At 68.2% G+C, this 12959-nt stretch carries 15 protein-coding genes; 8 read left to right on the forward strand and 7 right to left on the reverse strand.

Annotation, left to right across the window (positions count from 1 at the left end; all coding sequences use genetic code 11):
* Positions 1–59 precede the first annotated feature (59 nt).
* The 4 genes from ACFE7K_RS03105 (at position 60) to ACFE7K_RS03120 (ending at position 3891) form a co-directional block, all read left to right on the forward strand.
* Positions 60–815 carry a 3'-5' exonuclease gene (locus ACFE7K_RS03105; RefSeq protein ID WP_375396699.1) on the forward strand — a complete coding sequence of 252 codons (756 nt, stop codon included), beginning with the start codon at positions 60–62 and terminating at the stop codon, positions 813–815.
* 78 nt (positions 816–893) lie between these two features.
* Positions 894–2408 carry an ATP-binding protein gene (locus tag ACFE7K_RS03110; RefSeq protein WP_375396700.1) on the forward strand — a complete coding sequence of 505 codons (1515 nt, stop codon included), beginning with the start codon at positions 894–896 and terminating at the stop codon, positions 2406–2408.
* Positions 2405–2851: a response regulator gene (locus tag ACFE7K_RS03115; protein WP_375396701.1), complete on the forward strand. Its 447-nt coding sequence runs from the start codon at positions 2405–2407 to the stop codon at positions 2849–2851. Before ACFE7K_RS03110 ends, ACFE7K_RS03115 begins: the two co-directional genes overlap by 4 nt.
* Complete coding sequence (locus tag ACFE7K_RS03120; protein WP_375396702.1) at positions 2851–3891, forward strand: sensor histidine kinase; 1041 nt, start codon at positions 2851–2853, stop codon at positions 3889–3891. Before ACFE7K_RS03115 ends, ACFE7K_RS03120 begins: the two co-directional genes overlap by 1 nt.
* 250 nt (positions 3892–4141) lie before the next feature.
* On the opposite strand, the gene ACFE7K_RS03125 is transcribed toward ACFE7K_RS03120, so the two are convergent.
* Positions 4142–4300, reverse strand: a complete 159-nt coding sequence (locus ACFE7K_RS03125; RefSeq protein ID WP_375396703.1) for a DUF1674 domain-containing protein — start codon at positions 4298–4300, stop codon at positions 4142–4144.
* A gap of 63 nt (positions 4301–4363) precedes the next feature.
* Here ACFE7K_RS03125 and ACFE7K_RS03130 point away from each other — a divergent pair, with 63 nt between their 5' ends.
* The 4 genes from ACFE7K_RS03130 (at position 4364) to purH (ending at position 9696) form a co-directional block, all read left to right on the forward strand.
* A complete protein-coding gene (locus ACFE7K_RS03130; protein ID WP_375396704.1) occupies positions 4364–5632 on the forward strand; it encodes an RsmB/NOP family class I SAM-dependent RNA methyltransferase in 1269 nt (422 codons plus the stop codon).
* A gap of 11 nt (positions 5633–5643) precedes the next feature.
* Positions 5644–6306, forward strand: a complete 663-nt coding sequence (gene rpe / locus ACFE7K_RS03135; protein WP_375396705.1) for a ribulose-phosphate 3-epimerase — start codon at positions 5644–5646, stop codon at positions 6304–6306.
* The gene (locus tag ACFE7K_RS03140) at positions 6303–8027 is read left to right on the forward strand and encodes a heparinase II/III family protein (RefSeq protein WP_375396706.1); all 1725 of its coding nucleotides are present in this window, start codon (positions 6303–6305) and stop codon (positions 8025–8027) included. The genes rpe and ACFE7K_RS03140 overlap by 4 nt, the downstream gene beginning before the upstream one ends.
* A 76-nt stretch (positions 8028–8103) precedes the next feature.
* Positions 8104–9696, forward strand: a complete 1593-nt coding sequence (gene purH / locus ACFE7K_RS03145) for a bifunctional phosphoribosylaminoimidazolecarboxamide formyltransferase/IMP cyclohydrolase (RefSeq protein ID WP_375396707.1) — start codon at positions 8104–8106, stop codon at positions 9694–9696.
* A 41-nt stretch (positions 9697–9737) separates the two neighbouring features.
* On the opposite strand, the gene ACFE7K_RS03150 is transcribed toward purH, so the two are convergent.
* The 6 genes from ACFE7K_RS03150 to hpf all read right to left on the reverse strand — a co-directional run bounded on the left by ACFE7K_RS03150 (position 9738) and on the right by hpf (position 12940).
* On the reverse strand, positions 9738–10241 hold the full coding sequence (locus ACFE7K_RS03150) for an MmcB family DNA repair protein (RefSeq protein WP_375396708.1): 504 nt from the start codon (positions 10239–10241) through the stop codon (positions 9738–9740).
* Positions 10242–10289: 48 nt separating this feature from the next.
* Positions 10290–10757, reverse strand: coding sequence for a cell wall hydrolase (locus ACFE7K_RS03155; protein ID WP_375396709.1), 468 nt, complete (start codon positions 10755–10757; stop codon positions 10290–10292).
* A 336-nt stretch (positions 10758–11093) separates the two neighbouring features.
* The gene (locus ACFE7K_RS03160; RefSeq protein WP_375396710.1) at positions 11094–11432 is read right to left on the reverse strand and encodes a DUF1491 family protein; all 339 of its coding nucleotides are present in this window, start codon (positions 11430–11432) and stop codon (positions 11094–11096) included.
* Complete coding sequence (locus ACFE7K_RS03165; protein ID WP_375396711.1) at positions 11429–11890, reverse strand: PaaI family thioesterase; 462 nt, start codon at positions 11888–11890, stop codon at positions 11429–11431. Before ACFE7K_RS03165 ends, ACFE7K_RS03160 begins: the two co-directional genes overlap by 4 nt.
* Complete coding sequence (locus ACFE7K_RS03170; RefSeq protein WP_375396712.1) at positions 11880–12347, reverse strand: PTS sugar transporter subunit IIA; 468 nt, start codon at positions 12345–12347, stop codon at positions 11880–11882. Before ACFE7K_RS03170 ends, ACFE7K_RS03165 begins: the two co-directional genes overlap by 11 nt.
* On the reverse strand, positions 12344–12940 hold the full coding sequence (hpf, locus tag ACFE7K_RS03175; RefSeq protein ID WP_375396713.1) for a ribosome hibernation-promoting factor, HPF/YfiA family: 597 nt from the start codon (positions 12938–12940) through the stop codon (positions 12344–12346). Before hpf ends, ACFE7K_RS03170 begins: the two co-directional genes overlap by 4 nt.
* Between the last annotated feature and the right edge of the window lie 19 nt (positions 12941–12959).

Genomic DNA, 12959 nt, shown 5'->3' on the forward strand with positions numbered 1-12959 from the left:
CTGCGGTACCGCGACGCGCAGGGGTCGCTTTTCACCACGAAAATGCCCATTTAGGACGGATGGCGACCCCGTCGATCATCCGCGTCATCGACCTCGAGACAACAGGCGAAACGCCATCGACACACGGTGTGTGCGAGGTCGGGTGGCAGGATGTCGCGCTGGGGCCCGACGGGCGCTGGGGCTTGCTGGGCGAGGGCGGGTCGCGGCTGATCAATCCCGGCCGGCCGATTCCCCCGGTCACCCAGGCGATCCATCATATCCTCGATGAACAGGTCGCCGACGCCCCTTCCTGGATCGATGCCGCGCGGCCGGTCCTCGATCCCTATCCGCGCCGCATCGCGCTCGCCGCGCACCGCGCCGATTTCGAGATGAAGTTCTGCACGCCCAACATGACCCACGGCGCCGATTGGATCTGCACCTGGAAGTGCGCGATGCGATTATGGCCGGACAGCCCGAGCTTCTCCAATCAGGTGCTGCGCTACTGGCGCAAACCCGAAGGCATCGATCACGAACGCGGGCTGCCCGCGCATCGGGCCTTTCCCGACGCCTATGTCACCGCCTTTCATCTTCGCGACATGCTCAACGCGGTAATTGTCGCGCAGCTGATCGAATGGTCGAACGTCCCGGGCCTGTTGCCGCGAGTCCGCGTCGGCCCGGATCGCGGCAAGGACTGGCGCGAGATTACCGAGGCAAGCGTCACCGGCTTTCTCGGTGATCGCGATCCCGACGTGCGGTTCACGGCGGAAACCGAACTCGCGCGGCGGCGCGGCGGCGGCGCGGTCGGGCGGCCGAACCTGCAAGGCATGCTGCTGTAACGATGCCGGACAACGGGCTGATCTCGATCAGGGCGGCTTTGCTGGCATTTGCCCCACGGCCGGCTTAAGGGTCAGGCAATGTCGGGGGCAATCGTTCGACGCCTGGGCGCGCCCGAGGCGCTGGCCAACCGTTTTCTCATCGCCTGTATGATCATCAGCTTTGCCGCGTTGCTGGCGGCGGGTGGGGCGGCAACCTGGGCGACGATGCGCAATGCCCAGCATACCCGCTGGGTCAATCACACCTATGACGTCGAAGTCGCGATCGGTCGCGCGGTGGCGCTGATCGAGCGGACCGAGGCGACGCGACGCGGCTATCTGTTGACCGCCCAGCCCGACTATCTCGTCGCGCACCGCGAAAGCCGCCGGCAAGCGGGCCTGGCGATCGACCGTGTCGCCATGCTGACCGCGGACAATGCGCGACAGGCCGAACGGCTCGTCCGGCTTCGGCGGCTGCTGGCGGGAGTGAATGCGGCACAGGACACCACCGTCGCTCTGGTCGAGCAAGGGCAGCGCATCACGGCGGCGGACGCGTTCGCGCGTGCTTCGGTGTCCCGACGGATGAGCTATGTTCGCGCGGTGCTGGATGAAATGACCGCCGACGAGCGCGGCCTGCTGGTTCAGCGCGACTCCGCTCAACGCCAGTCAGAACTGACCTTCTACACCGTGCTGGCCCTGGCCGCCTTGCTCATCCTGGTCGTTGCGATCGTGTCGCTGGCGACGGTGATGCGCTACATGCGCGACCTCGACGCCTCGCGTGGCGCGCTGCGCGTGCTGAACACCGATCTGGAAGGCGCGGTCGCGGTCCGCACCGCCGACCTGACCCGCGCCAATGAGGAAATCCAGCGCTTCGCCTATATCGTCAGCCATGACCTGCGATCGCCCCTGGTCAACGTGATGGGGTTCACCGCCGAGCTGGATGCCGCGACCCGGTCGCTCGGTGAGCTGATCGATCGTGCCGAGGCGGTCGATCCCGACATCGTCACCGCCGAAGCGCGGCTGGCGGCGCGCCAGGACCTGCCTGAGGCGATCGGGTTCATCCGCACCTCGACCCAGAAGATGGACCGGCTGATCAACGCGATCCTGCAACTGTCGCGCGAGGGCCGCCGCGTGCTGTTGCCCGAACGCCTCGTGCTGGCCGAAATCGCCGCCAACGTCCGCGATTCGCTGTTCCAGCTCGCCGCCGATCGCGGCGCCGAGATCGTCATCGCGCCATCGCTGCCGATCCTGGTCAGCGATCGGCTGGCGGTCGAGCAGATCCTGTCCAACCTGGTCGAAAACGCGATCAAATACCTGAAGCCGGGACGCCCCGGCCGCGTCGTCATCAGCGGCCGCAGCGAGGGCCAGCGCCACATCGTCGAGGTCGCGGACAACGGCCGCGGCATCGATCCGCGCGATCACGGGCGGATCTTCGACCTGTTCCGCCGCTCCGGCGCGCAGGATCAGGCCGGCGAAGGAATCGGCCTCGCGCATGTCCGCGCGCTGGCCTATCGCCTTGGCGGGTTCGTCGATGTAGCATCAACCCTCGGCGAAGGCGCGACTTTCCGGTTGTCGCTTCCGGCGGAACTCAATTTGGCGCAGGAACCAACCGCATGAACGACCATCGCAGCGTGTCGATCATCATGATCGAGGATGACGAGGGGCACGCCCGGCTGATCGAGAAGAACATCCGTCGCGCGGGCATCCTGAACGATATCCAGCATTTCACCGACGGCACCACGGCGATCGACTATCTGTTTACGCATGACAACGGCCCGGCGCTCAACGGCCCGGCGCTGGTGTTGCTCGACCTCAACTTGCCCGATATGTCGGGCATCGATATCCTGACCCGGATCAAGGCGGAGGACAGCCTGCTCAGGCGCACACCGGTGGTCGTGCTGACCACTACCGACGACAAGGTCGAGATCCAGCGCTGTTACGACCTGGGTTGCAACGTCTACATCACCAAGCCGGTCAATTACGAAAGCTTCGCCCAGGCGATCCGCCAGCTCGGGCTGTTCCTGTCGGTGATCCAGGTTCCCGACATCGAGACCGATTGATGTCCCGACCGTTGCGCCGCGTCCTGATCATCGATGACGACGCCGGCATCCGGCGGCTGGCGACGCGCGCGCTCGAACGCCACGGCTTCGATGTAGCAAGTGCCGCCGGTGGCGCGGAGGGCATCGCGATGGCCGCGGCCGGCGACTATGACCTGATCGCGGTCGATCACTACATGCCGGGGATGGACGGGCTGGAGACGCTGCACCAATTGCGCGCGCTGCCGTCGCCGCCGCCGGTGGTGTACGTGACGGGGTCCGAGGAAGGCCGCGTCGCGATCGCCGCGTTGAAGGCGGGGGCGGCCGACTATATCGTCAAGTCGGTCGGACAGGATTTTTTCGACCTGCTCGCCGCCACGCTCGACCAGGTCCACGAGCGCCATGCGCTGGAGCGCGACAAGGCCGCAGCCGAGGATCGGCTGCGCGCATCCAACGCACGGCTGGAGGCGCTGCTCCGCGAGGTCAACCACCGCGTCGCCAATTCCTTGCAGCTGGTGACGGCCATGGTCCGGCTGCAATCGTCGGCGCTGACCGACGATGCCGCCCGCCAGGCGCTGGCCGATACGGAGCGGCGGATCGGCGCGATCGCCCAGGTCCATCGCCGGCTTTATACCAGCGACGATGTCGAGGGGGTCGACATGAAGGATTACCTGGAGGCGCTGGTCACCGAACTGGGCGATACCTGGGAATCCGACGAGCCGCGGCGCGCATTGCATCTGACGGTCGATCCGATCCGCCTGCCCACCGATCGCGCGGTGTCGCTGGGGGTCATCGTCAACGAGCTTGTCTCCAACGCCTTCAAATACGCTTACCCGCCGGCCAGGGCAGGCGAGATCCGCGTGTCGCTGACTCGCGATGACGATACCGGCTATTTGCTGGCAGTGGAGGACGATGGCGTCGGCATGACGGTGCCCCCGCGCGTCCGCGGCACCGGCCTGGGCAGCCGGCTGATCCGGGCCATGGCGCAGAGCCTGCAAGCGGCGGTCGAATACGACCCGGAGCATGCCGGCGTCCGCGCGACGTTGCGCGGGGCGCTCGGCTGACGCTGGGCTTCGAGCCTGCTTGGAACGCACGGAAGGACGCGTTTAAAGTGGTGCCGGCCCAAAACGTGCTCTCGGCGGTTTTCGAAAAAGGTTCTCAGAGTTCGTTTGGAAATGCGCTGAAGGCGCATTTCGGCGGTGCCAGCCCGCTCCCCCACCCGGCCACCCACACGGTATTCTGATGGGTGGCCGGGTGGGGGAGCGGGCTGGCACCGCATAAAACTCGCTCTTTCGCGAGTTTTCAAACAGTCTCTCAGAAATCGACGGCGATCCCCCTCAGCGTCCAGTCGCCGAAGCGCGTCGGGTCCTCACCCAGCGGATCCTCGTCGCGCGCGACGGGCGGCCGGGGTTCGGGCACCGGCGGATTCTTGGAAAGATAAGCCGGCGGCTTGGCATCGGCGGGACGGGGCATTGGTCTTTCCTTGCCTATTGGGGCCGGTTCCTCCCATGAGCGCGCCATGACCAGCGTTCAAGCATGAACCAGCCGGATCGCGCGCCCGATGCGCCCGGCGTGCCCGCGCGCCGCGCGGCGCTGCGCCTGCTCGACGCGGTGCTGCGCCGGGGCGAGACGGTGGATCAGGCATCCGGCAGGGCGCTTGCCGCCGTGCGTGCAGATTCCGATCGTGCGCTGGCGCTGGCGATCGTCGGCGAAGCCTTGCGCCATCTGGTCGATATCGACGCGCTGATCGATACAGCGACGCAACGCCTATTGCCCCCCGATGCCAAGGCGCGTTTCGCGTTGCGCATCGCGCTTGTCCAGGCGCTGGTGCTCGGCACGCCCCCGCATGCCGCGATCGCCACCGTCCTGCCACTGGTCGACGGCGGCCCGCGCAAGCTGGTCCACGGGGTGTTCGGCACGCTGATGCGGCGCCGGGCCGGGTTGCCCGCGGCGGTCGCCCTGCCGCCGCCCGTCGCCGCGCGATGGCAAGCCGCCTGGGGCGAGGCGATGGCCGCCGCCGCCGCGCGCCTGCTCGCGACGCCGCCGCCGCTCGACCTGACGCTGAAGACCGATGCGGGGGACATGCCCGATGGCGTTGCGCTGATGCCGGGGCATTGCCGATTGCCCCGCGGCGCCGCAATACCGGCGCTGCCGGGGTTCGAGCAAGGCGATTGGTGGGTCCAGGATATAGCCGCGTCGCTACCCGCCCGCCTGCTGGGCCGGGGCCCGGGCCGGGCGATCGACGCCTGCGCCGCGCCGGGCGGCAAGACCATGCAGCTCGCCGCCGCCGGATGGCGCGTGATCGCGCTGGACGTGGCGGAAAGTCGTCTGGCACGACTTCGCGATAATCTGCGGCGCACGCACCTCTCGGCCGAGATCGTCACTGCCGATGCCACCAGATGGTCGCCGGACGAACCGGTCGATGCCGTGCTGGTCGATGCCCCGTGCAGCGCGACGGGCATCTACCGCCGCCATCCTGACGTGCTGCACCGCGTCCACCCGGCGATGATCGCCGAGTCGGCCGAGCTTCAGCGCCACTTGCTGGCCCATGCCGCCGGATGGGTACGGCGTGGCGGGCGGCTGGTATATGCCGCTTGCTCACTGGAGCGCGAGGAAGGAGAGGACCAGGTCACCGCGTTCCTGGCCGCCAATCGCGACTTTGCGATCGAGCCGGCGACCGCCGACGAGCTCCCCGCCGGCATCGCGCAGACCGACCGCGGCTGGCTAAGGCTGCTGCCCGGGATGCTGGAGGAGCAGGGCGGGTGCGACGGCTTCTTCATTGCCCGCTTGGCCCGCGCCGACTAGGGTTTCGCGCCATGAACTCACCGGTGCGTATCGCTCCCTCCATCCTCAGCGCGGATTTCGCGCGGCTGGGCGAGGAGGTGCGCGCGATCGATGCGGCGGGTGCCGACTGGATCCACGTCGACGTCATGGACGGCCATTTCGTGCCTAACATCACGATCGGCCCCGGCGTGGTGAAGGCGATCCGTCCGCACACCGCCAAGCCGCTCGACGTCCACCTGATGATCGCGCCCGCCGATCCCTATCTGGAGGCGTTCGCCGAGGCGGGCGCCGACACGATCAGCATCCATGTCGAAGCCGGGCCGCACACCCATCGCAGCCTCCAGCACATTCGCGCGCTGGGCAAACGCGCGGGCGTGGTACTGACCCCGCAAACCCCGGCCAAGGCGCTCGATTATCTGCTCGAGGAAGTCGACCTGGTGCTGGTGATGAGCGTCAATCCCGGGTTCGGCGGCCAGTCGTTCATCCCGGCGGCGTTGCGCAAGATCGCGGCGATCCGCAAGATGATCGACCAGCAAGGCCTTGATGTCGACCTGGAGGTCGATGGCGGTATCGACCACGCCACCGCCGCCGCCGCGATTGCCGCCGGCGCCGATGCGCTGGTCGCCGGGACGGCTACCTTTCGCGGCGGACCGGGTGCCTATGCCGACAACATCCGTGCGTTGAGGGGCGGGTGAACGAGGCGGACGAGACCGACACGATCGATGAGGGCAAGCGGCTGATCCGCCAGGGCGGCGACCGCGGGCTGTCCTTGTCCGACCGTGTCGCCGAACGCTTTCGCCGGCTGACCTGGCGCACGCCGATCCATGCGCTGCGGCTGCGCGGCCGGCACCCACTGAAGCTGATCGCGGTGCCCGATGATCCGGTGCCCGGCGACCGGCGGCGCGGGCAGGCCCTGCTCGAAGGCCGCGTGGACCTGCGCGGGGAGAGTGTCGACCTGGAGACGCTCGACTTCACGCGGCCGACCTGGTCGAGGCCGATGGGCGATCATCTGCAATCCTTCGCCTGGCTGCGCGATCTGGCGGCGGCCTGCAATCGCGCGCGGGGCGCGCCCGTCGCCGAATACATCATGCGCCACTGGCTGGCGGCACATGCCGAGACGATCAGCGAACCCGCGTGGCGCGCCGAATTGTGGGGGCGCCGCATCCTCCACTGGACCGCGCATGCCCCGCTGATCCTGTCATCGGCCGATCTGATCTATCGCTCCAGCGTGCTCAACGCCTTGGCCAGGGGCGCGCGACATGTCGAGCGGGGCGCGGAAAAGGCGCCGGCCGGGGTCGCCCGGATCGCCGCCTGGTGCGGCGTGATCGCCGCGGGGCTGCTGATCCCGGGCGGCGATTCCCGGCGGGCGGCGGGGGAAGCCGGGCTGGGCCGCGCCATCGACAGCGGCGTATATGAAGATGGCGGGGTGATCGCGCGCGCGCCGCTCGCGCAGGTCGAGGTCATCCAGCTGCTGACGATGCTGCGCGACGTCTACGCCGCTCGCCGGCTCGGGCCGCCGGCGGCGGCGGCGGCGGCGCTCGGCAGGATGGTGCCGGCGCTGCAGGGCATCTGCCACGGTGACCACGGCCTGTCGAGCTGGCAGGGTGGTGGACCGATCTCCGGCACGAAGATCGATGCAATCGTCGCCGCAACTGGCGTGCGCGCACGCCCGCTGCGCCAATCGCGCGACTGGGGGTATCAGCGGCTGTCGTTCGGCCAGGTGGTGGTCGTCGTCGACGCAGCGCCGCCGCCCATGTCGCGGCTGGCGGAGGGCGGCTGCGCCTCGACGCTGGCGTTCGAGATGTCGGACGGGGCGGAACGGCTGATCGTCAATTGCGGCGGCGCGCGCGCGTCGATCGTCCAGGTGCCGCCGGCGCTGGCCGACGGCTTGCGCACCACCGCGGCGCATTCGACGCTGATCGTCGGCGACAGCAACTCTACCGCGATCCACGCCGACGGCACGCTTGGCCGCGGCGTCGCCGAAGTCGAGCTGGCACGGCAGGAAAGCGCCGCGGCAGCGCGGATCGAGGCGAGCCATGACGGTTATGCCCGGCGCTTCGGCTTCCTCCATCGCCGCCAGCTGGTGCTGGCGGGCGACGGGCGCGAGCTGCGCGGCGACGACATGCTGCTGCCGGCGGGGCGGCGCCGGCGCGGCGGCCGGACACCTTTCGTCATCCGCTTTCATCTGGGCAGCGGCGTGGGGGCGGCGCCCACCGCCGACGGCATGGCGGCGTTGCTGCGGCTGGCGTCGGGCCGGCTGTGGCAGTTCCGCTGTCGCGGCGGCGCGCTCACGATCGAGGAGAGCCTGTGGGTCGATCTGGACGGCCGACCCGTGCCGACGCAGCAATTGGTGATCGCCGCCGAGGCGCCGGCCGGGGGAGAAAGCATCGGCTGGTCGCTGAAACGCATTGCCTGATGCCGCACGGACCGGTGCACATGGGCGGCGAATGCGCTAGGCGCCCGAGCAACCCCGCCGACCTTTAGGAAGTATCATGGCCACCGACCTCGTCCCGCTACGCCGCGCGCTGCTGTCGGTGTCCGACAAGACAGGGCTGGTCGCGCTCGCCACGATGCTCGCCGCGCGGGGTGTCGAGCTGGTATCGACAGGCGGGACCACCAAGGCGCTGCGCGACGCGAATCTGGTGGTGCGCGACGTCGCCGACCTGACCGGCTTTCCCGAAATGATGGACGGCCGGGTCAAGACGCTGCACCCGATGGTGCATGGCGGCCTGCTCGCGGTGCGCGATGACCCGGTGCACGCCGCTGCGATGCGCGACCATGCGATCGGCGCGATCGACCTGGTGGTGGTGAACCTCTATCCGTTCGAGGCGACCGTCGCCGGCGGTGCCGACCGAGACGAGGTGATCGAGCATATCGACATCGGCGGTCCCGCGATGGTCCGGTCGGCGGCCAAGAACCATGCGTTCGTCGCCGTCGTCACCAATCCTGCCGACTATCCGGCGCTGATCGATGCCCTGGCCGCCAATGACGGGGCGACGACGCTGTCGCTGCGGCGACGGCTGGCGGCGGATGCGTTCGCGGCCACGGCCGTTTATGATACAGCGATCGCCAGCTGGTTCGCCCGCGTCGACCAGGGCGAGCGCTTTCCGGCCACGCTGCCGCTGGTGCTGCGGCGTGGCACGCCGTTGCGCTATGGAGAGAATCCGCACCAGGCGGCGGCGTTCTACGCCGATGGCGGCACGGCCGCCGGCATCGGTCAGGCGCGTCAGGTGCAGGGCAAGGAACTGAGCTACAACAATCTAAACGACGCCGACGCCGCATTGCAGCTGATCGCCGAATTCCGTGATGCGGACCCGACCTGCGTCATCGTCAAGCACGCCAATCCGTGCGGCGTCGCCACCGCGAGCAGCCTGGCCGATGCCTATGCCCAGGCGCTGGCCGCCGACCCGGTATCGGCATTCGGCGGGATCATTGCGGTCAATCGCCCGCTCGACGCCGCCACCGCGCGCGCGATCACCGGCATCTTCACCGAAGTGGTGGCGGCGCCCGACGCCGACGAGGGGGCGCTGGCGCTGTTCGCGGGCAGGAAGAACCTGCGCCTGCTGCTGACCGGAGCACTGCCCGACCCGATGCGCCCGGGTATCGAGGCGAAGGCGATCACCGGCGGCTGGCTGGTGCAGGATCGCGATTCCCGCAACGTCACGGCCGCCGACCTGCGCCAGGTCAGTGCGCGCGCGCCGACGGAACGCGAACTGGCCGACTGCCTGTTCGCGTGGACCGTGGCCAAGCACGTCAAGTCGAACGCCATCGTCTATGTCCGCGACCGTATCACCGCGGGGATCGGCGCGGGTCAGATGAACCGCCTGGAATCGGCGCGGATCGCGGCGTGGAAGGCCAGGGACGCGGCCGACCGGGCTGGCTGGGACCAGCCGCGCACGATTGGCGCCTCGGTCGCCTCCGATGCGTTCTTTCCGTTCGCCGACGGCCTGATGGCGGCGGTCGAGGCGGGGGCGACCGCAATTATCCAGCCCGGCGGATCGATCCGCGACGACGAGGTGATCGCCGCCGCCGACGCGGCCGGGCTGGCGATGATGTTCACTGGCCAGCGCCATTTCCGGCACTGAAAGTTTCCTTATAAAGCGGCACGGCCGCTCCCAGCGAGGCCTCAGGGCAGTTGCAGCAGCGACGACAATTCTGGATCGGCCAGCGCACTTGCCCGTCGCGCCGCGCGGCGCGCGAATGCCAGGGTACAGCGCTTGCGGGCGGGCGCGGTCAGCGGGTGGCTCCTGGCCTCGCGCAGGATCGCCGCGTCGTAGCGGTCGGCGACGATCACCCCCGATCGTTCGGGCAGGAACGCCTCGCGGTCGAGCGGCGCAGGGTCGAAACCCGCCGGCACCGCCCAGAAGAAGCGGTCGCAATGGTCGAGATATTCGGGCCATTTGGCGTCGCCGAACAGGTCCGCGCGCGACACCTTTATCTCAACGATGACGATCCCCCCCCGCTGGTCGATCGCCATGATGTCGGCCCGGCGCCCGCCATCCAGCGGCACCTCGATCATCGCGGCGAGATCGTGCCGGGCAAGCATCCGCACCACGCCCCGCGCGACATCGGCCGCGCACAGCAACTCGTCGCCCAGTGGCGGGCAGCGCGGGAAGGATATGTCCGGCATCTACCCGTCATAGAACATTTCACGAACGTGGAAAAGGTGTACCGAGGATCAGCGATAGAAGATGTGGTTGCCGATCAAGGCGACGCGCGCACGCACCCAACCCGGCGACACGCGCTTGGCATGGAAGTACAATGCCTGGGGCGCCGGATTATCCCACGCATCCGCAATGGCAATCTTGGCGATCGCCATCGCGGTACGATATTGCGGACCCGGCGCCGGCGAGGGAACGCGTCCGCCCCGCACGAACGAGAATTGCCCGGGCTGCGTCACTACCTGGCAAAGGGACGTCGGAAATCGTCCCGAACGGGCTCGGCTCAGGATTACGTCGGCGACCGCGAGCTGGCCGGCAAGCGGTTCGCCCTTCGCCTCGTAATAGACCGCGACGGCGAGGCATTCGAGCTCGTCGTCATCCTCATCGGACACGACCTGCGCCGAGACCGCCGCCGCTAGGGTCAGATAGCTGGTGGCCAGTACCGCGTCCGCCGCCAAATCGGGAGCGGCAGGACCCTCTGGCATCGATGCGGAAAGGACCGGAACCATCGGCGGTGTTGGCCGGTTATTGACTGGAACGCCAGGCGGGTCACCAACGGGCGCGCGGGTCAGATCAAGCGCCAGGCCGGGGGTGCTGATCCCGAAAACCGCCGACACCACAAAAGACGTCGCCGCCACGGAGACGGAGCGATTGATAAACGGCATTCATCATTCTTGAAATGCGGTAGATGCGCGGACGGTCGCTGGAACAGCTGGACCGCCGGGCTGCCCCCCGACTGCGTCACCGTTCGGGATCGCACCCCGCTTTACGGCACAACGCGCTTGTTGGTACCGGCCCCCTTTACGGTGGCCCAAACGCTGTCAACCGAGATCCAGCGTTTCAGCGGCCAACCGTTCGGCGCCTGCGACGTCCAGTTCAACGACCCAGAGATCCGGATCATGGACCCGTCGCCGCGTCCAATAGGCCGTAACCTCACCGATATTTCCCGAATCGGGTCCGACGGGGATCAATATGCGATTGCCCACGACGTCGCGACCAGGCTCGAAGGCGCCCTGCCGTCCTCCCCGATACGTCGCGATCACCAGCAACGCACCGGCGGTCTCGTCGCCTTTGGCCAGCACCGTCGCAAAGCCTCCTTCGGCCTGAACGCGGCGGATCAGCGCGTTGACGAGCAGCCCGCTGGCCAGGCGATCGCTCACCCGCGATAACCGGGCAGGCCGGCCAGCGCGATGCGGGATCGCATGAAGGTGCCGGTGCCGCGCGCGGCTTCATTGCCGTCGGCATCGACCAGCCGGGCATCGGCAATGAACACCCGCCGGGCGCCGCTGATCCAGCGCCCCTCGGCCACCACCGGCCCGGAGGTAAGCGGCCGGGTGAAGATCAGGTTGAATTGCGTCGTCAGCAGGAAGCGGTCGGTGACCAGGCTGTTGGCGGCATAGAAAGCGGCATCATCGAGCATCTTGAAATAGCTCGTGCCATGCGCGGCGGCGGCGGCATGATAATGCCGCGTGTCGATCGTGAAGCTGATCCGGGCCACGCCGGCGGCAAGGATTTCCAGCCTGGAGTCGAAGAAGCGGTTGATAGGCGCGGCCGCATAGAGCGATTCCAGCGCTCGGAAATGCGCCTGCGCGCCGGCCGGGGGGTCGTCATGCGGCATCGCGCGCATCGTCCTGGACCAACAGCGCATAGAGAGCATCGCGCGATCCGGCGCCGCGCAGCTTGGCCACCAGCCCGGCATCGCGCAGGCATCGCGACACGCGGGCCAGCGCCTTCAGGTGATCGGTGCCGGCATCGACGGGGGAGATCAGCATGAAGACCAAATCGACCGGCAACCCGTCGATCGCACCGAAATCGATGGTCGCCGCCAGCCGCACGACCACGCCACGCACGGCATCCAGCCCCGGCAGCCTGGCGTGAGGAATAGCCGCCCCACCACCAAAGCCGGTCGATCCCAGCTTCTCACGCGCGGTCAGCCGCATCGTCACGTCGCGCCCGTCCAGGCCGTACATGTCCGCCGCCATAAGGCCGAGTTGCTGGAGCAGCGCCTTCTTGGTGGGCACGGCCACGCTTTCGAAGACGGCGTTGGCGGTAATCAGGTCGGCAAGGTTGCTCATCCCGCGCGATGCGGTTCGACCCACCCGATCGTTCCGTCACCCCGGCGATATACCATGTTATAGGCGCCGGTGCCCGAATTGCGGAACATCAGCGCCTGGGTGTTGCGCAGGTCGAGCATCATCACCGCGTCGGATACCGTTGCGTCCGGCACGTCGACCCGGGTTTCGGCGATCACCGCGGGAAAATCGTCAGCCTCTTCGGCATCGCCGGCATCGGCGAACAATGTATATCCGGCATTGTCCTGGGCGGCGGGGCCATTGTCCACGACGCCGTCGATCGCGTCGCCATTGGCCTTGTGATTCTTCAGCCGGCGCATGTAGCGACGCAGCTGCCTTTCGATCTTGTCGGCCGCGCCGACGAATGCCCCGGTCGCGTCATAGCCGTCATTGCGCGCCTTCAGCACCAGACCATGCATCACATGAGCCACGACATCGCAGGTGAAGCCGGCGTCGTGAGGACCCTTGCCGAACGTGACCTGGGCCGAGATGGCGCGCGAGAAATACTTGTCGGCAATCGCTTGCAGGCGGTCGCGGACCTGGCCCTGCAAGGCGTCGCCGGTATCTACCTGATGCCCGGAGACCCGAATATCCATGCTTGTTCTCCATGACCGG

The organism is uncultured Sphingomonas sp. (assembly GCF_964244265.1).
Lineage (GTDB): Bacteria > Pseudomonadota > Alphaproteobacteria > Sphingomonadales > Sphingomonadaceae > Sphingomonas.